At 55.7% G+C, this 21930-nt stretch carries 16 protein-coding genes and 2 tRNA genes; 2 read left to right on the top strand and 16 right to left on the bottom strand.

Features of this window, described 5'->3' with window-relative positions:
* Positions 1-335 precede the first annotated feature (335 nt).
* Positions 336-2276: a glycoside hydrolase family 97 protein gene (locus tag J5W70_RS07680; protein WP_022396227.1), complete on the top strand. Its 1941-nt coding sequence runs from the start codon at positions 336-338 to the stop codon at positions 2274-2276.
* A 41-nt stretch (positions 2277-2317) separates the two neighbouring features.
* On the opposite strand, the gene J5W70_RS07675 is transcribed toward J5W70_RS07680, so the two are convergent.
* The 12 genes from J5W70_RS07675 to J5W70_RS07620 all read right to left on the bottom strand — a co-directional run bounded on the left by J5W70_RS07675 (position 2318) and on the right by J5W70_RS07620 (position 14662).
* Positions 2318-3517, bottom strand: coding sequence for a hypothetical protein (locus J5W70_RS07675; protein WP_022396228.1), 1200 nt, complete (start codon positions 3515-3517; stop codon positions 2318-2320).
* Between the two features lie 20 nt (positions 3518-3537).
* Positions 3538-3792: a hypothetical protein gene (locus tag J5W70_RS07670; protein WP_215832692.1), complete on the bottom strand. Its 255-nt coding sequence runs from the start codon at positions 3790-3792 to the stop codon at positions 3538-3540.
* A 362-nt stretch (positions 3793-4154) separates the two neighbouring features.
* Positions 4155-5030 carry a hypothetical protein gene (locus tag J5W70_RS07665; RefSeq protein WP_215837023.1) on the bottom strand — a complete coding sequence of 292 codons (876 nt, stop codon included), beginning with the start codon at positions 5028-5030 and terminating at the stop codon, positions 4155-4157.
* Between the two features lie 286 nt (positions 5031-5316).
* Positions 5317-6534, bottom strand: coding sequence for a phosphoglycerate kinase (locus tag J5W70_RS07660; protein ID WP_022396230.1), 1218 nt, complete (start codon positions 6532-6534; stop codon positions 5317-5319).
* 168 nt (positions 6535-6702) lie between these two features.
* Positions 6703-7728 (bottom strand): type I glyceraldehyde-3-phosphate dehydrogenase, encoded by a 1026-nt coding sequence (gene gap / locus J5W70_RS07655; protein ID WP_022396231.1) that lies wholly within the window; start codon positions 7726-7728, stop codon positions 6703-6705.
* Positions 7729-7952: 224 nt separating this feature from the next.
* Complete coding sequence (gene ruvA, locus J5W70_RS07650) at positions 7953-8546, bottom strand: Holliday junction branch migration protein RuvA (protein WP_102714792.1); 594 nt, start codon at positions 8544-8546, stop codon at positions 7953-7955.
* A gap of 65 nt (positions 8547-8611) precedes the next feature.
* Positions 8612-9145 (bottom strand): MerR family transcriptional regulator, encoded by a 534-nt coding sequence (locus J5W70_RS07645; protein ID WP_022396233.1) that lies wholly within the window; start codon positions 9143-9145, stop codon positions 8612-8614.
* 582 nt (positions 9146-9727) lie between these two features.
* Complete coding sequence (locus J5W70_RS07640) at positions 9728-10333, bottom strand: polysaccharide biosynthesis/export family protein (RefSeq protein WP_022396234.1); 606 nt, start codon at positions 10331-10333, stop codon at positions 9728-9730.
* A gap of 11 nt (positions 10334-10344) precedes the next feature.
* The gene (locus J5W70_RS07635; protein ID WP_102722429.1) at positions 10345-12552 is read right to left on the bottom strand and encodes a polysaccharide biosynthesis tyrosine autokinase; all 2208 of its coding nucleotides are present in this window, start codon (positions 12550-12552) and stop codon (positions 10345-10347) included.
* Positions 12553-12644: 92 nt separating this feature from the next.
* Complete coding sequence (locus J5W70_RS07630) at positions 12645-13856, bottom strand: hypothetical protein (protein WP_215841902.1); 1212 nt, start codon at positions 13854-13856, stop codon at positions 12645-12647.
* A 21-nt stretch (positions 13857-13877) separates the two neighbouring features.
* Positions 13878-14402: a hypothetical protein gene (locus J5W70_RS07625; protein WP_146019308.1), complete on the bottom strand. Its 525-nt coding sequence runs from the start codon at positions 14400-14402 to the stop codon at positions 13878-13880.
* A gap of 186 nt (positions 14403-14588) precedes the next feature.
* Positions 14589-14662 (bottom strand) — tRNA-Gly (locus tag J5W70_RS07620).
* Positions 14663-14805: 143 nt separating this feature from the next.
* Between J5W70_RS07620 and J5W70_RS07615 the strand changes: the two genes are divergently transcribed.
* Positions 14806-14879: transfer RNA gene (locus J5W70_RS07615), tRNA-Gly, on the top strand.
* 215 nt (positions 14880-15094) lie between these two features.
* Here the strand turns inward: J5W70_RS07615 and J5W70_RS07610 are convergent.
* From J5W70_RS07610 to dnaK, 4 genes are all read right to left on the bottom strand, one after another.
* Positions 15095-17326, bottom strand: a complete 2232-nt coding sequence (locus J5W70_RS07610; protein WP_022396239.1) for an inorganic phosphate transporter — start codon at positions 17324-17326, stop codon at positions 15095-15097.
* A gap of 322 nt (positions 17327-17648) precedes the next feature.
* Complete coding sequence (gene groL, locus J5W70_RS07605; RefSeq protein WP_102722434.1) at positions 17649-19304, bottom strand: chaperonin GroEL; 1656 nt, start codon at positions 19302-19304, stop codon at positions 17649-17651.
* A 44-nt stretch (positions 19305-19348) separates the two neighbouring features.
* Positions 19349-19639, bottom strand: a complete 291-nt coding sequence (gene groES, locus J5W70_RS07600) for a co-chaperone GroES (protein ID WP_022396241.1) — start codon at positions 19637-19639, stop codon at positions 19349-19351.
* A gap of 92 nt (positions 19640-19731) precedes the next feature.
* On the bottom strand, positions 19732-21660 hold the full coding sequence (gene dnaK, locus J5W70_RS07595; RefSeq protein ID WP_022396242.1) for a molecular chaperone DnaK: 1929 nt from the start codon (positions 21658-21660) through the stop codon (positions 19732-19734).
* Positions 21661-21930: the final 270 nt, after the last annotated feature.

Here is a 21930-nt window from a genome sequence, read left to right as displayed (position 1 = left end):
TGAAAATCGGGAACACTATTTGAGCCGCAACTCTCCATCCTAATATCTGATCAGGAAATTACTTTTATCTTTTCCATCTAATTTGTAAAGATTATTCTTTTGCCGCTCACCGGGTTGGTTATTTCTCCATAACCTCTTGCACGGGAAACAAGACATCCGCCATTTTTCATCTTCATGAACAGCTCACGGCTTCCACGGATTTAACGGAGAACCACCCGGCATTCACGCAGGGAGGGCCTTTTCCCCCATTCCGGAAAGTAGATGCGCTGGTTGCCGCCCTTCCAAAACATACTTTTGCAATAAACGGGCCAAGATGGACGTATTCTGACAAAGATATGATTGTAAAATCTCTCATTATTTTCAGCAATATGGCAGGATGCCTCCTGCCCGGTTCCGGACAGGCGGGAGAATTGCATGCCTCTCTGCAATCCCCGGACGGCCGTCTGTCCTGGATGCTCCACGCGGATAACCGGACCGCCCATTCCCTGAAAAAGGGAAACAGGACGGTTCTGGAGCCCTCCGGCCTGGGCATCGTGGTGAACGGCAAGGACCTTGCCGGAGGCATTACGGGATGGAGCGTGGAAAAAGTGAAGGACAACATCCGCGACACCTTTGAAACGCGCGGCAAATACCCCTCCGCTTCCGTCCATTTTAACGAATACGTGGTTTCCGGGGATAATTCCGGCCTCCGCCTCCGCGCCCGCGTTTTCAACAACGGAGTCGCCTTCCGCTACGAGTGGACGGAAGACGTGCAAAAAGCGCCCGTGCTGAACATCGGGGAAGAAAAAACGTCGTTCGCCTTCCCGGAAAAAGCCGTCCTGTGGACCCAGGACGCCGCTTCCGCACTGGGTCCCTGCGAGGGAGTCTGGTCTCCTTCCAGAATAGCCGATTTCAAGAAAGACCCCGGCAATCCCCGCAGCCATGTCCGCACCATGCCGATTGCGGCGGAACTGCCGGGCGGAGGCTTCGCCCTCATCCAGGAAGCCGCCAATTTCAACAGGCAGTGGAGCGGCATTAAATTCTCCCTTCAGGACGGCGCATGCAGGACGGTATATTTCCAGGACCCGGAAGGCTTTTCCGCCCCCTCTTCCGCAGAGATGCCCTGGCGGGTCATCCTGGTGAACGACGACCTCAACGGCCTGGTCCGGAACGACGTCATCCCTTCCCTGGCTCCGGAACCGGACAGGAACCTTTTTCCGGAAGGAGCCAAAACGCCCTGGATCAAGCCGGGCCGCTCCACCTGGACCTGGTGGGACCGCGGAAACGTCCGTGAAGAGGACCAGTACGCCTTTGTCGACATGGCCTCCGAATTCGGCTGGGAATACCACCTCGTTGACGAAGGATGGAAGAAATGGGGCAAAACCGTGCCGGAAAGCATGGACAAGGTGGCTCAACTGGCCAGCTACGCCGCCGGCAAACAAGTAGGCATCTGGGTATGGGTGCGCTGGTCAGACGTCAACAACCCCGCCAACGACTGGGAAAGCATGCGCAGCTTTTTCAGAAGCCTTGCCAAAACGGGCATCAAGGGAATCAAGATAGACTTCATGGATTCCGCCTCCCGGGAACGCCTGGCCTTTTATGACGCCGTCGCGGAAAACCTGGCTAAAAACAAGCTCATGGTCAACTTTCACGGCGCCAATACCCCCACGGGGGAAGAACGCTCCTGGCCGCATGAAATGAGCCGGGAAGGCATCTACGGCGGGGAACAGAACATCTGGGCCGCCATCGGCGGACGGCACTACTGCGCACTGCCCTTCACCCGGCTGGTCTCCGGCCACGCTGATTTCACTGGCGGCTACTTCGGCCACGGGCCCAAGCTGCGCGGCTCTTCCTGGCCCCTCCAGATGGCGGCCAATATCATTTATACGTCCCCCGTTCTCCACTGGGTATCCAACCCCGCAGACATGGAAGCCGCCTTCCCGAAAGGCTCCCCGGAACGGGAAGCCGTCCGGAACATTCCCTCCGTATGGGATGAGACTATCGTCCTGCCGCCGTCCGCCATCGGGGAATGCGCCGCCTTTGCCCGGCGTTCCGGGGACCAGTGGTACATTGCCCTGATGAACGGGGACGGACGGGAACGCACCGTTTCCATTCCCCTGGACTTCCTGAACAGGAACACCGCGTACCGGGCCACCATCCTCCGCGACCTGCCGGAAAAGAACGACGGCTGGAAGGTGGAAAACCGGGAACTCCATTCCGGAAGCACCCTTTCCTTCACCATGCGCGTCAAGGGCGGCGGCATTGCCCGCCTGGTTCCCGCGCCTTCCGGCGACTAAACGATACTCAGTAACAACCTTTCCTATTGGGAATTGTATAGTTAATTCCGATGCTTAATAAGCAATAGATCACCTAAAGAACGTCTTTGAGAGTTTTTTTTAACTCTATTTTTAAGCAATAATTGTTCCTTTTCATCTAAAGGAGATTCATTCGTGGCTTGTCCAACTACAATAGATGGCTGAACATTATCTATATGATAACGGAAAAGTGCCAAAAATGGAGAGAATATATTAGAAAAATTCTCCATATCTTGCTGCAATTGTGTTGTATCTATTCTTTTCAATGATGAAGTATGAGTACTTTCATATACAATAGCACCAAACCAAGACTTTTGCTTTATAGTTTGTTTCAAGCGATGGGCTATATACACTGTACTTCTTAATTTCATACTGGCTACATCACGAGGATGATGATCCAATTCTTTATAATGATAAAGATAGTAATCCAAATTTCTTGATTTTAAAAGTTCCTCACAGTTTTCTGGGAGATAAATTTTGTTTAATTCGTCGGCATTAGGAGAGAAATCTTTGGTATATGGAGAACAAGACAGCCCGGATTGTTTAAATAGTTCACATAGACGATCTGTGTTTGTTTTTTCATCCCATAATTCAAGATTATATTTCTTAATCATTTGATTTTTCGGCCTCAGCACAAAGGGATGCTCTTCGGTTTTTGACTGAATCCCTTTTTCATAGGTTTTAAGATGTTCTTTTTTGAGCTTTTCATCATAAGAACCTCTAGCCAAACATTTATATTTATTTTTTAATTCTCCATCATCTTTTAATTTTATATAAAAAGAAAATCTTTCTTGAACTCCATTAGAAATCTCATAATTCTCATTTTTATCACAATACAATTCTGTAAGAGAATGCAGGGCTTTTCTCAATAACTCTTCGTATCTTTCTATTAAAGATTTGTTTAGTTTTATAGAATTTAATGGTATTATATGATCGTACCAAAATCTTCTAATGAAGTCGCAGATATAATTAGTGTGTTTCTGGTAAAGTAAAAACTCTTTATCCAATTTCTCAAATTCATTCAAGGTATCATTTGATTTTCTCCATTCACAAATCAAATTAATGAGCATACAAAGAAAACAAACACCAGCTAAAATTGAAATCGCAGTAGAAAATTTATCTGCGATAGCGAGTAATGTAGAAGCAACAGACGCAAAAAAACAACTTATAGCACTGAGTTTTCGCTCTTCTATAAATTGGAAAAAGTTTTCCTTTGAAGCCATAGAAATCTCTCCACCTTTTCTTAAATTACTTTATAAGAAATAAGTTTCAAATCATGAGAGAAATAAAACACTACACGAGATACAGTCCTTCCAACGGCTCTATAGGCATCAATGAGTAAATCGGCAGTTACACTAAAATCCAAAGCTTTGCAAAAACCATCAATAACTTTAGATAACTCTTCCGCTGGTAAAGGCCTCTCTGTATCCTTAAAAATAAATTCACAAGAATCCAACTCCCAAAGGAGTGAGTCTTTCTGTTGTACATTCTTATTCATTTTGATTCTATCGAATATCATTGATGATGTTCTCTCAAAGTCTGTAATAGTACTTGACCCTTAGGATACGCATCACGTTTAAAATGTGAAGTCAAAAAATGTCTTTCACAAAATTATCATAATTATTCACACGTTCTCAAAAAGTGAAAGATATCCTCTCCATTGTATATTTGTGATTTATGGTAAACCTTCAATGACTTTCTCAACAGCTATAAAAAATCTGTCATCTTCTCAGATTTCGTGAATTGTTTCCTATAACGAATTTCTCAACTTATTTCCTTTTGAGTCAGCGCTCGGACAAATTAATTGAAAATCTTACTTTACATATAGAAGCTGAAAACCACGAGGAAACCGAAAAAAGGTCAATCCGTGCTGGATTTCCCGGAGGCTTCTTCTACTTCCTTCAGAGTGCTCCACGCCGGGAGCCACTGAACGTTCCGGAGGCGGGAGCCGCGCTTCACCAGTTCCCGGTGCAAGCCGGGGAGGTGGGCCGCCCCGTAAAAGATGCCTATTTTGCGCACGTTCCGGCCACCCCACTGGTCAAACACTTCCATGCATTTGGCATTCCGCCCTTCCAGAATCACGGTATTCTCCAGGTCCTCCGGGGCATTGGCAAAAATGCGCATCAGTTCATTTTTCAGCCCCTTTTTATTTCCGGAAAGCAAATCCAGCATCAGGCCGAATTCATTAGGCTGGTACGCGCGGGGCTTCTCCACCAGGGAAGACAAAAAGGATTTGAGCATCAGTCCGGCAAAGCTTTCCCCCTTCCTGGCCTGTGCCAGCCGGAACTCCTCCAGCGTCATGTCCGCATGGACAAAACGGGGCGCGGAATAGTCAATGCTCTGGTACTGGGTCTGCAAGCCCACCGTATCACTCAATTTCTGATAAACGCTGCCCAGCAGCCCCAGCAGGAAGGATTTTTCCTCCTCAGCGCTTTTTCTCCTCCATTCCACGATCCGGTTCCATTCACGCGCCTCTTCCAGCGTCAGGCCGCCCAGCGGCTTGCTGCGGTCCAGCTTGCGGCGCAGTTCCTGCTCCCGCTGCAACCCCTCTCCGCCAATCATTTCAAACAGCACCACATCATACCCGCTGAACAGCTTGTTCAGGCGCGCATAGTAGGCCGCCTCCGCCACATGAATGGCTCCGATGAGCGCCACTTCCCTGCCTTCCCCGTCCACATAGGAGGCCACGGGCGTGGACAGGCTCTGCCGGTCGCGGGAGGATGATTCCAGCAGCATGTACTTTGCGGGGTACGCACCCCGCTCCTCTTTTTCCGCACCGGGGGAGTGCGCCGCAAGCACGGGAGAGCACCACAGAAAAACAGCCGGAAGGCAACGCAGCATCTTCATACATCATCAGCCTAGCCGGAGCCGCACGCAGAGCAAGCCCAAAAAGGGACTGCCCCGCCTTTACCCGCGGCAGCCGGCAGGCAAAAAATTCCCCGCACCCGGAGACGGGAACGGGGAATGAAGGGATTGATTCAAGGCTGCCAGGCGGAAAAACGCTCCACAGCCTGTTAACGGGCTACTTCTGGCAGCAGCAGCCGCACTTGTCCGTCAGGGCGCCCACGCCGGGGAGCACCTTGCCTTCCAGCAGTTCCAGGGAAGCGCCGCCGCCCGTAGAGCAGAAGGAAAGCTTGTCCTGGACCTTGAACTTCTTGGCCGCCGTCACGGAATCGCCGCCGCCCACGATGGAGATGGCGGAGGAATCCGCCAGGGCTTCCGCAATTTCCTTGGTGCCCTTGGCAAAGCAGTCCATTTCAAACACGCCCATCGGGCCGTTCCACAGAACGGTCTTGGCGTCCTTGATGATGGCGGAGAATTCTTCAATAGCCTTGTCGCCGATGTCGATGGCCATGCCGCCTTCCGGCACCTTGCCGCCTTCCGCGAAGGGAGCCGTGCAGAAGGTTTCAGCGCCGTCTTCAAACTTCATGGCTACGCGCACGTCCGCAGGAAGCAGGAATTTCACGCCCTTGGCCTTGGCTTCCGCCAGGATTTCACGGGCCAGATCCAGCTTGTCGCCTTCAATCTTGGAAGCGCCCAGGTCATACCCTTCAGCCGCCAGGAACGTGTTGGCCATGGCGCCCCCGATCAGGAACGTATCAGCCTTTTCCATCAGCTTGGAAAGCACTTCAATCTTGTCGGACACCTTGGCGCCGCCCATGATTACCACGAAGGGCTTTTCCGGGTTTTCCAGCTTGCCTTCCAGGTATTCCAGTTCGCGTTCGATCAGGAAGCCCATGGCGCTCTTTTCCGCAAAATGCGTCACCCCTTCCGTGGAAGCGTGGGCGCGGTGGGCGGTGCCGAACGCGTCGTTCACGAACAGCGTGGCATTGCCCAGAAGAGCCTTGGCAAATTCCGGATCGTTCTTCTTTTCACCGGGATAGAAGCGGACGTTTTCCAGCAGGACCACGTCGCCGTCCTTCATGGCGGCGCGGGCGGCTTCCGATTCCGGGCCGATGGCGGCGGGAACGAATTTCACTTCCTTGCCGAGCAGTTCGGAAAGGCGGACGGCAACGGGCTTCAGGGAAAAAGCGGGATCGGGTTCGTTCTTGGGACGGCCCAGATGGGAGGTGAGGACAAGGCGGGCGCCCTGGTCCAGCAGGAACTTGATGGTGGGGAGGGCGGCCACGATGCGGGCGTCATTGGTAATTTCCCCATCCTTGAGGGGGACGTTGAAATCCACGCGCATCAGGACTTCCTTTCCCTTGGCATCAAGGTCACGTACAGTAAGTTTAGCCATATCGGTTTATATTGTTTGGTTCAATGGAATAAAAAAGGGAGGGCATTTCTGCCCTCCCGGATAAATCCCCGGCCGCCTGGACAAACCCGGTTCAGGAACCGGAAGGTTGAAGCAGGCAACCGGCAAGACTTGTCGTGCAACTGAAGAGCAAGCGTTGTTCGGAAGAACTTACTTGCCGCAGGAGCAGCCGCAGCTCACGCTGTCGCCCAGCTTCTTCATGGCTTCAGCGGCGCGGTTGGAGTAGCCCCATTCGTTGTCGTACCAGCCGCAGACCTTCACCAGGTTGCCGCCGACCACATACGTGAAGCCGGAGTCAAAGATGCAGGAGTGGGGGTCGGAAACGATGTCCTGGAGAACGAGGGCTTCTTCAGAGTAATCCAGAATGCCCTTCAGCGGGCCTTCAGCGGCTTCCTTCATGGCGGCGTTCACTTCTTCCACGGTCACGTTCTTCTTGAGAACGGCCACGAAGTCGGTCAGGGAACCGGTCGGGGTCGGCACGCGGAAGGAAGCGCCGTTCAGGGAGCCCTTCAGGTTCGGCATCACTTCGCCGATGGCCTTGGCGGCGCCGGTGGTCGTCGGGATGATGTTGATCGCGGCGGCGCGGGCGCGGCGGGGATCGGAGTGGGGAAGGTCCAGGATGCGCTGGTCGTTCGTGTAGGAGTGAATCGTGCTCATCATGCCCTTTTCAATGCCGAACTTGTCGTCCAGCACCTTCACCATGGGAGCGAGGCAGTTGGTGGTGCAGGAAGCGTTGGAAACGATGTCGTGCTTGGCAGGATCGTATTCGCTGTCGTTGATGCCCAGAACGAAGGTCAGGTCAGGATCCGGGGAGGGAGCGGAAATGAGCACCTTCTTGGCGCCGGCTTCAAGGTGCTTCTTGGCGGCGTCACGCTTGGTGAACAGGCCGGTGGATTCCAGAACGACGTCTACGCCCAGCTTCTTCCAGGGAAGGTTGGCGGGGTCGCGTTCCACGGTGATGAGGATCTTGTGACCGTCAACGACCAGATATTCTCCATCAATGGAAATTTCACCGTCAAACTTGCCCTGCGTGGAGTCATACTTGAGCAGGTGGGCGATCATTTCAATGGGGGTCAGGTCATTGATGGCAACAACCTTGTTGCGTTCTTCCTTGGACATGGCGCGCAGTACGTTGCGACCAATACGTCCAAAACCGTTAATAGCATATTTGGCCATAAGATTGAGGGCTTCAGATTTGATTAATTACTAGTCCCGGACTTATTTAAGTACCATGGACGCCGTAAGTTTAAAAACGATTCAACCAGCCGTCAACACTATTGTTCCCCCATCATGGCAGTATGCTCCCGCGCCTGCGCAGACCGCAGGAAGCCCTGCCCGCGGGCATGCTCCCGCATGGAAGTCAAATGCTTGCAGAGCCGGTCCCCGGGTGGGGAAGACGGTCAGTTCATGGAGCGCAGGGCGGCGCGGATCAGTTCGTCCGCATCCGCGTCCGGATGGTCTTTCAGGTGGGCGGCGATCGCCTTGCGGGACTCCACCTGCTTGAACCCGAGCGCAATCAACGCCAGCTCCGCATCCCCCGCTGCCTGGGAGGTGGCGCCCTGCGCCTGGGCCTCCCACGTAGCGGCCAGTCCCACCTTGTCCTTCAGCTCCAGGACAATGCGTTCCGCCGTCTTCTTGCCCACGCCCTTGGCCCGCGCAATGCCGGAAACGTCCCCGCTCACCACCGCCTGCTTGAACTGCTCCACGGACAGGGAACCAAGAATGGCGATGGCCGTGGCAGGGCCGATGCCTGAAACGCGGTCGATCAGCAGCAGGAAAATGTCCCGCTCCGCATCCGTGGCAAAGCCGTAGAGCACCTGCATGTTCTCCCGGACATGCAGGTAGGTTTTCAGCGTCAGCTCCCTGCCGGGAAGAGGGTTCAGCCTGTCAAAGGTGGAGAGGGGCACAATCACCTCATACCCCACGCCATGAACATCCAGAATCAACCGCTGGGGATATGATTCCGCTACCGTGCCGCGCAGAAAAGCTATCATGCCCATAACGTGACACAATCCGGCCCGCGCTCAAGCCAAAAACGCATCTGCGGAAACCGGCCCCATCATCTTTTCTGGAGCACGTGCAGCCTGATATGCTCCAGATCCTCCCGGTGATAAAAACAGCGCACCCGGAGGCCGCGGGCGGTCTTCATCCGGCACCGGTATTCGCGCAGCAACCCCTTTTTCACGAGCCTGTAAATGTAGCTGCGCACCACCCCCAGCATGTTGATAGCCTCAGCCATGTCCATGTAGCACGGTGGCACGCGGCGGCGTACAGGCTCCCGCCGGGCGAGAATCCGGTCCACATCCGCACGCCGCCAGTACAGGGCCAGGGAACCCGTACCCTTGCGGACCACGCGGAAGCGGGCTCCGTGACGGTGCAGGTACTGGCGGGCGGCGGACGCGCTGCAGCAGAGCCGCGAGGCGATGGAGGACGTTTCCACGAACGCGCTGCCCGCTTCCGCATAAGGCTGGCCGGATTTGGGATTCGTTCCCCGACGGCGGATTTTCACATGTTCCGGGAAGCTCAGCTTGGGATTGTTAATGTATTCCCGTCCTCCTACTCCGATGAATGTTTTCTTAAAATGGTATATCATGGTTAATGAGTTTTTACATTGGGATTGCGAAGCTCCATGCAGACATTCCGCACGAAACTCTAACATTTTTGGAAGATTCCAAAAATGCATTGAGTCCAAGAATGTTCAACATTTTTCTTTGTTTTTCTGTTTTTCACATTCATACTGAACTCATTTCATCGCAATATATGCCCGGAGGCCGTATCAGCCAATCACAGGAAAAGGGCCTACGCCCCCGGCGGAAACAGCATGTTCCTCAACTCTTTCCGCCCCGCAGGCCTTCCGTTCCGGTGAATACAGAGGTTCACGGGCACAGGGAAAAACCCCCTTCCACTAGCGTTTTTACTGGCGCCGTACGGTTCAAGGGAAAACTTTTTTCCCGCTATGATTCTACCATACGGTTCCACGCATGCACGGCCCATTTCCAGAAAAGGGCCTGGGAAATTTTATGAAAGGCCTTCCGCGTTCCATCTCCCCAGCGGCCTGTTCCCATCCCGGACGCCGGCCCACGTGTTTTTTCCGGCATTCCATGGATTTTCCGGGAACCGGGGCAATAAAAAACCCGGCTTCCCTATGGAAAGCCGGGCATGAAAAAAGAATGTTTCAGGGCAGGAGCTTCGCGGGCCGCCCTTCAAAAATCCCGCGCTGGGGAACGAAGATGCGGTCATTGGGCTGAATGGGAATCGCCCTGTCCTTGATGGAGAAGTAATCGTACGTCACGGTTTTTCCGCCGCGCGTCACCTGCACGTACCGGGAACCCCAGTCCGTAATGTCGCCCGCGCCCACAATCGCTTCCAGAAGCGTCATGCCGCGCCGCCACAAGACGTTTTTCTTCATGGCTACGCCGCCGCTCACCAGCACAATGTGCTCCGTCAGCCGCGCGTCCGAACTCTGCACCTTCACCAGAAAGGTGGGGGCCGTGTACAATTCCGCCTTCTTATAGGCGGCCATCAGCATATCTTCAATCTGGCGCGCCGTCTTGCCTACCACGCGCAGCACGTCGTGGCCCGGCGGAAGCTGGGGCATGCGTATCGTCCCGTTGCCGTCCAGCAGATACTGGCCGGAAATGGCCGTAGCGTCATCCGCAGGAATGCCGCGCACCTGAATTTCAATGGTGCCCTGCGCAGGCACGGCGTCCGGAGACTGGGCGGACGCCAGCCCCGCCGCACCCAGCAAGAGGCAAAGGAGGGAACAAATGTATTTTTTCATGGAGCAATGGGTTAGTACAGATCTTCACTATCATGGGACTGGGTGGCCGCCAGCTCCTTGGCCTTTCCGGAACGCTCGGCCTTCTTCATGGAAGAGGCGTCCGCATTCTCGCCGGAGGAACCGCCATCCGCAGAATAATAGGAGTAATAAGTCGTGTAATACTGATACTGGTGATCGGACGTGATGTCCACATTATTCATCACCACGCCGGCCAGGTTGCCGCCTACGGATTCAATCACCTGCTTCTGCCTCAGCAGGGCTTTCAGCGGCAGTTTGCGGGGCTGAACGACCATGAGCGTCATATCCACCTCACTCACGATGACGGCGGAATCACTGACGCCGAGGATGGGCGGGGAGTCCACCAGCACGATGTCAAAGCGCTGCTTCACTTCCTGGAGCAGTTCATTGAATTTGCGGGAATTCAACGCGCCCGACGGGTCGAAGGGCGTGGGGCCCGCAGGCATCACGTACAGGTTTTCAATGGGCGTCTGGAAAATCACTTCCTCCAGCGGGTAGTCTTCCAGCAGATAGGAGGTCAGCCCCACTTCATTGTCCAGTTCATAATACCGGTGAAGCTTGGAGCGGCGCAGGTCGGCGTCAATCATCAGGGTGGCATAGCCGCCCTGGGCGCAGATATAGGCCAGGTTGCACAAGGTGGTGGTCTTCCCTTCCCCGGCACTGCCGGAAACAAAGGTCAGGGAAATTTCCTCCAATCCCTTTTTATTGAATTCTATATTTGTTCGCAGAATACGGTAGGCTTCCGCGTCCGGGCCCATCACATCGGAAGAATGAAGGATCGGCACATTCTTGGGGATAATGCCCAGCACCGGAACCTGCAGGGCCCGTTCCACGTCCTCCATCGTCTTCACGGAGGTGTCCATGAATTCCAGCAACAGGGCCAGCCCGATGCCCAGAAGCAGCCCGGCCCCGGCGCCCACCGCCAGGTTGATGGTCACGTTCGGCTTGTAGGGAGCGGCAGGATAGGTCGGAAGCTGGTACATTTCAATCGCTTCACGGGGAACGCGCAGACGGGCGATTTCATCCTTGTACCGGGAATCCAGGTCCTTGAGCTGGTCCAGCGCAGCGTCATAATCACGGCTGGCCTGTTCATACATGGGAACCTGCAGGACATGCTTCTGGAGAGCTTCCTCCTTTTGAGCGACGGTCGCCTCCCAGTGCTTCCGGCTTGCGGAAACCATTTCCAGCTTGCTTTTCAGGGAGGAGCGCAGCCCGATCAGCTCCTTGTTCAGCTTCTCTCCCAGAATCCTTTCCGTCTCCAGCAGCGCCAGCATCTTGGGGTGCCTGGCCCCGATGTTCTGGGCTTTCAGGTTTTCCTTCTCCTTGAGCTTGTCGGAAAATTCGGCATAGGTTTCACGCAGGGCCTTGGCCCCTACGGATTCCGCATTCAGCAGGTCGGAACTGATGACGTAATCCAGCAGCTTGTCGTCAGGCAGACGCTGCAGTTCCTGCACGTAGGAAGCCAGTTCCTTTTCATCCTTTTCAAACTGCATGGCCTGGGATTTGGCGTTCCGGAAGTCTTCCTCTTCCATGCCGGCCGTCAGAGTGCTCCGGTTTTCACCGTTTCTCCAGGTAGTGGGAAGGTAGGAGCTTTCCGCAATCAGCTTCTTGAGGGACATCATCTTTTCATTGACGGTATCCTCCTGTTCCCGGAGAACGTCCTTCAAACTTTTGATGGCGGTTTCCACCAGGCGGTTTTCACGCATTTCACGGTCCTGCTTGTAAGCCTCGGGAACCGTCTTGGCGATATTCTGCACCAGTTTGGGATCCGGGCCGGAGACAATGACGTCCACCAGGTCCGTCGCACGCACGGGAGCCACCTTGATCATGCCGGCCAGATTGGATGCCGCCATTTCATCCGTCATGCCCCATTCCGCGGCAAGATTCAGCTTCCTGGACACCACCTTCAGAACTTCAGTGGAAGTCAGCACGGAATACTGCATGGGAATGTAGTTAGCCGTCACGTTGGAGGAGGCGACCACGTCCCCCCCCTGGCCGATTTCCATTACGGGCTTGGGCAGCTTGATCTGGAACTGGCTCGTCGCCCGGTAGGAGGGCGGCATCAGGAAAGTCACTACCACGGAAATGACCAGCACCAGAAGGAAGACCAGGAAGACCTCCTTCCAGCGATTTTTTAAAACTTGCAAATAGTCAATGTTGCGTACGATGCGATCACTGTTCTGCTGATCCTGGGCATTCATGAAAGATAGTGAGGTAGTAAGATAAAAACTCCTCTAATTGTGAATGAACATTCGCAATTAGAGGAGTAAGGACATTAATGGTCAGTCAAGACTTAGAAGCTGTAATTCACGCCGAAGGAGAACACGTTGCGGTTGTAGGAGGGCATCGGGTAGTTATAGCCGCCGTAGGAACCGTTGGTGTAGGAGTACTGGGCCGTAAGAGCCAGCGCATTAGTCAGCAGCAGCTTGATGCCGGCCGTAGCATTGAAGGTCAGGTCAGACGTATCACTGTTGCTGCCGGAGCTCAGGCGGCTGTACTCGCTGGAAATCAGGTTTACGCCGCAGTTCAGGCTGGCGCGGTGCGTCAGTTTCAGCGTGCTGTTCACGCCGAAGCGCCACGTTTCATTGGAATAGTAACTGGCACCGCTGTAGGGAATGTACGTATTCGTCGCTTCGTTGGAGTAGCGGATGAACGTGCCGATCATGAAGCGGTCGCTCATGCGGTGGTTCAAACCGAATTCTGCGGAAGGATAGGTCCTGGTACCGTAGCTTTCCACATATTTGAACTGGGGACCTACGCGGAGCGTGGCGGACGTATTTTCAGCCACAGCGTATTCAGCGCCGGCCATGACGAAGTTGGAGAATTCGTTGTTGCCGTATTCGCGGTCGCAGTAGGAACCGTTCCAGCTCAGGGAAATAGCCAGGCGTTCCGTCCACTTGTAGCGGTTGGTGAAGTCCATGCCCACATAGTCGCGGTTGTCCGTCTTGGCGGAGTCCTCCTGATAGTTGATCATGGAGAAGTTGGCGCCCAGCGTGGTGGAGTAGCGGGAGGTCCATGCCTTGCTCACGGAGCTGGAGACGTACACGTAAATGTAGTCGCCGTCCCGGCGGGCGTTGGCAATGCCGTTGGAATAGTTGGGTTCCGGCTGCCACGCAAAGGACACGCTGCCGTTGTAGCGCAGGGTCTGGTCAAAGCTGTGGGAAAGGTTGGCGGAGAGCGTGGAGTTGGAAAGTGATTCGTTCGTCTCTCCCTCAAGGTCCTTCAGGTAAAAGATACCCCCAAGCTTGGCGGAGAAGGAGTACTGGGTCACGGAATCGTAGTTGGCCAGGGAGGCGCCGATGTCCGTGCTGATGAAAGCGGCTTCCTGCTGGTCATAGTTGGAAGCGTTGACGTTGTCGTCATAACCGCCGGCCAGATTGAATGTCCACTTCAGGGGAAGGGATTCTTCCAGACCGACCGGTCCTGCCAGGGTGTACAGGGACTGCCCGTTGGCATGGACGGCAAGCATGCCGGCAGCCATCAAGGAGAAAAAAGGACTCTTCATGCTATTGATAAATGGATCGGGTTAATTTCCGGCAGGATTGGAGATGGGAGCGGGGCTTGTAGCAGAGCCGCCCACGGGAAGACCGCCCGGCAGGACCAGGGCCCCTCCGGATGCTTCCTCACCAGGCCTCACCAGACCGCTGGTCTGAGTGGTCACCCCTTGCAGAGGATTGTCAGGCGTCTGGGCCGCCACGCCCACGGCAATGCCGGGAACGGCATTGGCTACCATGGAGCTGCCCAGAGCTTTCGTAACCGCTTCCGAGATGGGAGAGACGGACGCATACGGGTGGGGCTGCACAGCCACAGCAGAGGCAATCACGTTGCGTACGTTGGCTTCCGTTACCTGGGTTCCATAGCTTTTAACGGCGGCGGAAGCAACAGCGGGCGCGCTGCCCGGGAAAGCGCCTGCGGCCATGGATACCAGGGAGCCCATCACCTGGTCAGACACGCCGGCCTTGACGGCGGCGTTCAGAATCTCGGTCACGGCTTTCATATCCAGGGCGCCGGCCTTCAGACTGGCCTGGACAACACCTGCCATTTGATTCATAAAAGCCTTTTCAACAGCAGAGGCTTTAACCTTATTAACAGCCGGAACGGCTGCCGGAGAAGCAGTTTGCTGAGCCACACCGGGGAGGGCGCCCGCAAACGCAAGTGCCAGCGCACTGAGCGCCGTCTTTGTCATGAACCTGGCTTTCATAAAGGAAGTATCTAGCAGGTGAATTTAATGAAAAAATGGAGCGGGTAACGGGAATCGAACCCGTGTGATCAGCTTGGAAGGCTGGAGCTTTACCATTAAGCTATACCCGCACAACAGAGGCATTATGTTCAAGCCTCGGGGGTAAGACAAGTTTTTTTTCATTTCTGTGTTAAAATATCAAAAAAGAAGACACGATTTTTCTGTGGTCTTGACATACCTGCCTTCTGCCGCTAAATAGGCATCCGCATTTCATGCGGGCGTCGTTCAATGGTAGGACGCGAGCTTCCCAAGCTTGAGACGTGGGTTCGATTCCCATCGCCCGTACCACTTTTATACCGCAAGCAATTGTTCCTCAATGCTTGCGGTTTTTCTTTACACTTTAAAAAGACGAGCATTCCGGAGGCTTTCGCTTTCCGGAAAATAAATTTCCCCCATTCCCGCTTCCCGGGTATTCCGGGAGAATTTCCGGATAAGAAAATGCCGCTCCCTCTTCCGCTGCGCCGGAAGCAGCCGCCTCCGGCGCAGCCGTGAATTACAGGCCTTTACCAGCCAAGAACAAATTTCCGCTGAATTTTCGCCAAAAGAAGAACCTTGCGGATCATCGTGCGGGTTTCATTAAGGAGGTTGAGGTAGAGGAGCGCCCGCCGCATGTCGGATACGTCCTCCGCCCGCAGGATGATCTGCTGCTTGACCGCCTCTGCAAATTCCTCATCCAGCGCGTCCATGCCGGCCAGGCATTGGTCCAGCCCGGCATAGTCGTTGCTTTCCATCATTTCCCGGAAACGGGGGTACAGGGAGGAAACGCGGTTGTTCATCCCCCTCAAGTGCTCTATCCTGTCCATGTCCAGCCCTTCATGATTGTTGTCTATGTAGGCATGGCTGGCCGTGGTGATGTTGGAGAGGGATTCAAAGACGGAGGTGGCGTATTCCACCATCTGCACGTAGCGCTTGCCGCGGTCCGCCTCTTCATCCGGGAGTTCCCGGACGACGGGCATGACTTCCATCGCCATCCGGTCGCTCAGGGAGCGGCGGATGCCGCGAGCTTCCTTCCGGAGCTTTTTCAGCCGCTTCCGGTCCTCCACGTTCAGGGCTTCCAGGTTCATTTCATAGATTTCCGCCATGCGTTTCATCAGCTCAATGATTTCTTCATTGTAGCGGGCGGCGCAGGCCGGATCCCGGTAATTGGCCACCTTCGCCAGCGCCGCGGCCTGGGTTCTTTTTTTATGGAGCCTAGAGCTTTTCAGCAGCAGGAAGGCTGCCAGGGCACACATGGCGACAATGCCGAACAGGCCTCCGTAAACGATGCACGCCGCCACCATGCAGCACATGGTGAATGCGGCAAAGGCCGTAAAGAACCACCCGGAAATTACCGTAATCACCCCCGTGATGCGGTACACGGCGCTGTCCCGCCCCCAGGCTTTGTCCGCCAGGGAGGAACCCATCGCCACCATGAACGTCACATACGTGGTGGAAAGAGGAAGCCGGAGGGACGTAGCCAGGGAGATCAGCAGGGCGGCGACCGTCAAATTCACGGAAGCGCGGATCAGGTCAAAGGAGGCCCCGTTATCCGGGCCGTCCGGCACGGGCTGGAAACGTTTTTCAATGAATCTTCCCACGCAGGCGGGCATGATTTTTTCCACCGCGCGGGAGGCGTTCAACGCATAGCGCACGGCCATGCGGGCCGGGGGGACGGAGCCGAACCGCTCCACGCCCCCGCCCTGCCTCGCCAGGTTGACCTCCGTATCCGTGACGGTCTGCGCCTTTTTGGAGAACATGAGGGCCAGCACCATGATGACGCCCGCGCTCAGCAGGTAGCGCCAGTCCGCCGTGACGGGGACCATGAGGCCGCCCATGGTGAGGGTGGAAAGGTCCGCGCCCTGCGCCGCAGCGGCGGACGCTATCTCCATGGAGGACTGCCCCGCCATGAAAACGCCGATGAAGTTGACCAGGTCGTTTCCGGCAAAGGAGAGCGCCAGGGCCATGGTGCCCGCCAGGACGGATATTTTCAGGATGTTGATTTTGCAAATGTTCTGGAGAACGGCCATCAGGACGGTCCAGAATACCAGGCTGCAGCATACGTACAGCCAGATGTGAGCGTCCAGGTGGCGGATCATGTCCTTGGTGACCAGCGTACTGCCTTTCAGCCCCTTGAAGATGGCGAAGTAGGTGATGGCCGTCAGGGCCAAGCCGCACCAGACGGCCCCCAGGTATTTGAATGATTTTTTGTAGTTGAAGGAGAAGATGAGGCGGGAAATCCACATGACCGTTATCCCGCAAATGAAGGCGACGAAGACGGAGGAGAAGATGCCGGAGATGATCGCCAGCGCCTTGGAGGAGTTGATGTAGCTGGACAGTTCCTGCGCTGCGCCCGGCTCTGCGGACCAGATTTTGAACAGGGCAACCGCCACGGCGCCGCCCAGCAGTTCAAAGACGATGGAGACCGTGGTGGAGGTGGGAAGACCGAAGGTGTTGAAGACGTCCAGCAGAATCACGTCCGTCAGCATCACCGCCAGGAATATCAGCATGATGTCATGGAAGGTGAACTGGGCCGGCATGAATACGCCGCTTCTGGCGATTTCCATCATGCCGCTGGAGAACAGGGAGCCGATGATGATGCCCAGGGCGGCCACCAGTATGATCGTCCTGCGCGGCGCGGCCTTGGAACCGACGGCGGAGTTCAGGAAGTTGGCGGCGTCATTGGAGACCCCGACGACGAGGTCAAAGCAGGAGAGCACCAGAATCAGCCCTATGATGAAGTAATAGATTGGGTCCATAAGCGTAATAAACGGCCCTCTATTACAGGAGGCCGCTTCCGCACGCCCGTTTTAAAACGTGAACATTCCGTCACATTGATGCAACAATATGATTTTCAATGAAAACCATAGCGCTACACCTGCTTCCCGTGAAATCTTCCGTTTCTTCCGGGTACTTCCGGAGCCTGGTTTTCCTCCGGTTCTCCGGCAGCCACGGCTCATTTTCCTGAAATCCCTTCCCGCGGAGTGGCGGCTGCCGCCTTCCATACAAAACAAAAAGGCCCCCCGGAAAACCGGGGAGCCTTGAAGTCGATTGCCGTGTCTCGCAGAAACGGACGGGGGCTTACATCATGCCCATGCCGCCCATTCCTCCCATGCCGCCCATGTCGGGAGCGCCGGAGCCGCATCCGCAGCCCTTCTTCTCGGGCTTGTCGGCAATGACGCATTCCGTGGTAAGCAGCAGGCCGGCGATGGAAGCCGCGTTCTGCAGGGCGGAACGGGTTACCTTGGTCGGGTCCACCACACCGGCGGTGAGCAGGTCTTCATATTTGTCCGTGGCTACGTTGTAGCCGTCGGCCGCTTTCTTCATCCCCTTCACCTTGGCGACGATGAGGGCGCCTTCACGGCCGGCATTGCTGGCCAGTTGGCGGAGCGGAGCTTCCACCGCACGATAGACGATTTGAGCGCCGGTTTCCTCGTCGCCTTCCAGCTTGAGGGTGTCAATGGCTTTCTGGGCGCGGATCAGGGCCACGCCGCCGCCGGGAACGATGCCTTCTTCCACCGCAGCGCGGGTGGCGTGCAGGGCGTCGTCCACACGGGCCTTCTTTTCCTTCATTTCCGTTTCCGTAGCGGCACCCACATGGATGACGGCCACGCCGCCGGCCAGCTTGGCCAGGCGTTCCTGGAGTTTTTCACGGTCGTAGTCGGACGTGGTGTCCTTGATCTGGTGGCGGATCTGGGAGATGCGGCCTTCAATGTCCGCAGACTTGCCGGCGCCTTCCACGATGACGGTTTCATCCTTGGAGACGACCACGCGCTTGGCCTGGCCGAGGTCTTCAATGCCCACGTTTTCCAGCTTGATGCCCAGGTCTTCCGTGATGCACTTGCCGCCGGTCAGGATGGCAATGTCTTCCATCATGGCCTTGCGGCGGTCGCCGAAGCCGGGAGCCTTAACCGCGCAGATGTTCAGCACGCCGCGCAGGCGGTTGACCACCAGGGTAGCGAGAGCTTCGCCTTCAATGTCTTCCGCGATGACCAGGAAGGGACGGCCGCTCTTGGCCACTTTTTCAAGCAGCGGAAGGAAGTCCTTCAGGTTGTTGATCTTCTTTTCGTGGATGAGGATGTAGGGGTTTTCCAGCACCGCTTCCATCGTTTCCGCGTTGGTCACGAAGTAGGGGGACAGGTAGCCTTTGTCGAACTGCATGCCTTCCACCACGTCCAGCGTGGTTTCAATGCCCTTGGCTTCTTCCACGGTAATGGTGCCGTCCTTGCCCACCTTGTCCATGGCTTCCGCGATGATGTGGCCGATTTCGGCGTCCCAGTTGGCGGAAACGGTGGCAACCTGGGCCACTTCCTTGCTGGAGTCAACAGGCTTGCTGATTTTCTTGAGTTCTTCCACCACGGCGTCCGCGGCCTTCATGATGCCCCTCTGGAGGGAGATGGGGTTGGCGCCGGCGGTGACGTTGCGCAGGCCTTCGCGGTAAATGCTTTCAGCCAGCACGGTGGCGGTGGTGGTGCCGTCCCCGGCCACGTCGTTGGTCTTGGAGGAGACTTCCCGGACAAGCTGGGCGCCCATGTTTTCAAACGGGTCTTCCAGTTCGATTTCCTTGGCGACGGTCACGCCGTCCTTGGTGATGAGGGGGGAACCGAATTTCTTGTCGATCACCACGTTGCGGCCGGCAGGCCCCAGCGTGCTCTTGACAGCCTTGGCAATCTGTTCCACGCCGCGGAGCAGAGCCTGGCGGGCGGTTTCGTCAAATTGGATTTGTTTAGCCATAATATCAGGTTATTTTAAAATGATGTTGAGTGAGTGTGTCGTGTGATTTAGCCAATGATGGCCAGAATGTCGTTTTCAGACAGGATGAGGTAGTCTTCTCCGTCCAGCTTGATTTCCGTGCCGCCGTACTTGGAAATAAGAACGTGGTCGCCCGGCTTCACGGTGAATTCAATCAAGGCGCCCTTGTCATCGCGGCCGCCGGTGCCTACGGAGATCACTTCGGCTTCCTGGGGTTTTTCCTTGGCGGTGTCCGGCAGGAACAGGCCGCCGGCCGTCTTGGTTTCAGCTTCAATGCGCTTGACCAGCACACGTTGTCCTAGGGGTTTGATGTTTGCCATAGTATGTTGTTTTTGTGTTGTTATAGATGAATATATGGATGTAATGTTCCGCCGGAGGGGAAGTTGCTCCCCCTCCGGCGGGAAGGGGTTGCTTATTTGTCGTCGTCGACGATTTCGGCGTCCACCACGCGGCCTTTCGCCTTGCGGGGGCCGTCGGAAGCTTCTTCCTCCGGAGCGGCTCCCGGCATGGGGCCGGCTGCACCGGCGGACTGCTGGGCGGCTTCCGCTGCCTTGTAAAGGGCTTCCAGACGGGATTCCAGGTCTTCCTTCCCGGCCTTGATCGCGGTGTATTCCTTTTTGGAGATGGCTTCCTTGAGGTGCATCACCTTGTCTTCGATCTCGCGCTTGAGGTCTGCGGGAATCTTGTCCCCCATGTCCTTGAGCTGGCGTTCCACGGAGAAGCAGAGGGAGTCCGCCTGGTTGACGGTGTCAATTTCCTCGGCGCGCTTCTTGTCTTCTTCCGCATGGGCTTCTGCATCACGCTTGGCGCGTTCGATTTCATCCTTGGAAAGGCCGCTGGAGCCCTGGATGGAAATCTTCTGTTCCTTGCCGGTGCCCTTGTCCTTGGCGGAGACGTGCAGAATGCCGTTGGCGTCAATGTCAAAGGTCACTTCAATCTGCGGCACGCCGCGCGGAGCGGCGGAGATGCCGTCCAGCTTGAAGTTGCCGAGAAGCTTGTTGTCCTCAAACATTTTGCGTTCACCCTGGCAGATGCGGATGTCCACGGCGGGCTGGTTGTCCGCGGCGGTGGAGAACACCTGGCTCTTGCGCACCGGAATGGTCGTGTTGCGCTCGATCATCGGCGTAGCGATGCCGCCCATCGTTTCAATGGACAGGGTCAGCGGGGTCACGTCCAGCAGAAGCACGTCGTTGACGTCCCCCTGGAGCACGCCGCCCTGGATAGCGGCGCCTACGGCCACCACTTCATCCGGGTTCACGCCCTTGTGGGGTTCCTTGCCGGCCAGCGTATGGGCCATTTCCTGCACGGCGGGCATGCGGGTCATGCCGCCCACCAGCACCAGTTCGTCAATGTCCCCGGTCTTCAGGCCGGAGGCGGCGATGCAGTCCAGCACGGGCTTGCGGGTACGGTCCAGCAGGTCTTCCGTGAGCTGTTCCAGCTTGGGACGGCTCAGCGTCAGCTGGATGTGCTTGGGTCCGGAAGCGTCCGCCGTGATGAACGGCAGGCTGATGTCATAGCTCTGGGTGGAGGAAAGGGCGATCTTGGCCTTTTCAGCTTCTTCCTTGATGCGCTGGATGGCGTCCGGCTGGTTGGAAAGATCCATGCCGGAGTCCTTCTTGAACTCGTCCATGATCCAGGTGATGATCGCGTTGTCCCAGTCGTCGCCGCCCAGGTGGGTGTCGCCGTCGGAAGCCTTCACTTCAAACACGCCGTCACCGATTTCCAGCACGGAAATATCGAAGGTGCCGCCGCCGAGGTCGTACACGGCAATGTTTTCATTGGACTTCTTGTCCAGGCCGTAAGCCAGGGCAGCAGCCGTCGGTTCATTGATGATGCGGCGCACCTTCAAGCCGGCGATTTCACCGGCGGCCTTGGTCGCGTTGCGCTGGGCGTCATTGAAATAGGCGGGAACGGTAATCACGGCTTCCGTGATCGTCTCACCCAGCTTGGATTCCGCGTCGGCCTTCAGCTTGGCCAGGACCATGGAGGCGATTTCCTGGGGAGAAAAAGTCTTCTTTTCCCCGCCTACGTCCACGCGGATATAGGCGTCCCCGTTGGGGGCCTCCACAATTTCATAAGGCACCTTCTTATCTTCTTCCGTCAGCTCGCTGTACTTGCGGCCGATGAGGCGCTTGGAGGAAAACACGGTGTTTTTCGGATTGGTCACCGCCTGACGTTTGGCGGCCTGCCCCACGAGGCGTTCACCGCTCTTGGTGAAGGCAACAATGGAGGGAGTGGTGCGCGCACCTTCGCTGTTTTCAAGTACGGTACCCTGACCGCCTTCCATCACAGCCATGCACGAGTTGGTCGTGCCCAAGTCGATTCCTAATATTTTAGCCATATCGTTATCTTAGATTGTTTTAAATGGATTTCGTTGAGATTTGATTTCCCCATGACCTGAAGTGTCATGCAGGCAAACTCATGTTCTTGCCTCTCTTTCTGCAAATGGCATGCCAGCCTTGTAAGCCCTGTTGAAAAATAAACATAAACAGCATAAATTCATCGTATTATAACATCGCATCATTTCGACCGCTCTTTTTCCTGCCGAGCAGCAATGGGACATATTGTCACACCAAAAAGAGACAAAATGTCACACGCGGCCATTTTGTCC

Origin of the sequence: Akkermansia massiliensis (genome assembly GCF_018847375.1) — a bacterium.
Taxonomy (GTDB): Bacteria; Verrucomicrobiota; Verrucomicrobiia; order Verrucomicrobiales; family Akkermansiaceae; genus Akkermansia; species Akkermansia massiliensis.
Note: the sequence above shows the minus strand (reverse complement) of the source record. Positions and strands in the feature narration are given on the sequence as shown.

Excerpts from the sequence above, each read along its gene's own strand:
- dnaK (WP_022396242.1), bottom strand. The coding sequence starts at position 21,660 with ATGGCTAAAATATTAGGAATCGACTTGGGCACGACCAACTCGTGCATG.
- J5W70_RS07625 (WP_146019308.1), bottom strand. The coding sequence starts at position 14,402 with ATGAATCAAATGGCAGGTGTTGTCCAGGCCAGTCTGAAGGCCGGCGCC.
- ruvA (WP_102714792.1), bottom strand. The coding sequence starts at position 8,546 with ATGATAGCTTTTCTGCGCGGCACGGTAGCGGAATCATATCCCCAGCGG.
- J5W70_RS07635 (WP_102722429.1), bottom strand. The coding sequence starts at position 12,552 with ATGAATGCCCAGGATCAGCAGAACAGTGATCGCATCGTACGCAACATT.
- J5W70_RS07640 (WP_022396234.1), bottom strand. The coding sequence starts at position 10,333 with ATGAAAAAATACATTTGTTCCCTCCTTTGCCTCTTGCTGGGTGCGGCG.
- J5W70_RS07645 (WP_022396233.1), bottom strand. The coding sequence starts at position 9,145 with ATGATATACCATTTTAAGAAAACATTCATCGGAGTAGGAGGACGGGAA.
- J5W70_RS07680 (WP_022396227.1), top strand. The coding sequence starts at position 336 with ATGATTGTAAAATCTCTCATTATTTTCAGCAATATGGCAGGATGCCTC.
- J5W70_RS07630 (WP_215841902.1), bottom strand. The coding sequence starts at position 13,856 with ATGAAGAGTCCTTTTTTCTCCTTGATGGCTGCCGGCATGCTTGCCGTC.
- J5W70_RS07675 (WP_022396228.1), bottom strand. The coding sequence starts at position 3,517 with ATGGCTTCAAAGGAAAACTTTTTCCAATTTATAGAAGAGCGAAAACTC.
- groES (WP_022396241.1), bottom strand. The coding sequence starts at position 19,639 with ATGGCAAACATCAAACCCCTAGGACAACGTGTGCTGGTCAAGCGCATT.
- gap (WP_022396231.1), bottom strand. The coding sequence starts at position 7,728 with ATGGCCAAATATGCTATTAACGGTTTTGGACGTATTGGTCGCAACGTA.
- J5W70_RS07660 (WP_022396230.1), bottom strand. The coding sequence starts at position 6,534 with ATGGCTAAACTTACTGTACGTGACCTTGATGCCAAGGGAAAGGAAGTC.
- J5W70_RS07670 (WP_215832692.1), bottom strand. The coding sequence starts at position 3,792 with ATGAATAAGAATGTACAACAGAAAGACTCACTCCTTTGGGAGTTGGAT.
- J5W70_RS07610 (WP_022396239.1), bottom strand. The coding sequence starts at position 17,326 with ATGGACCCAATCTATTACTTCATCATAGGGCTGATTCTGGTGCTCTCC.
- J5W70_RS07665 (WP_215837023.1), bottom strand. The coding sequence starts at position 5,030 with ATGCTGCTGGAATCATCCTCCCGCGACCGGCAGAGCCTGTCCACGCCC.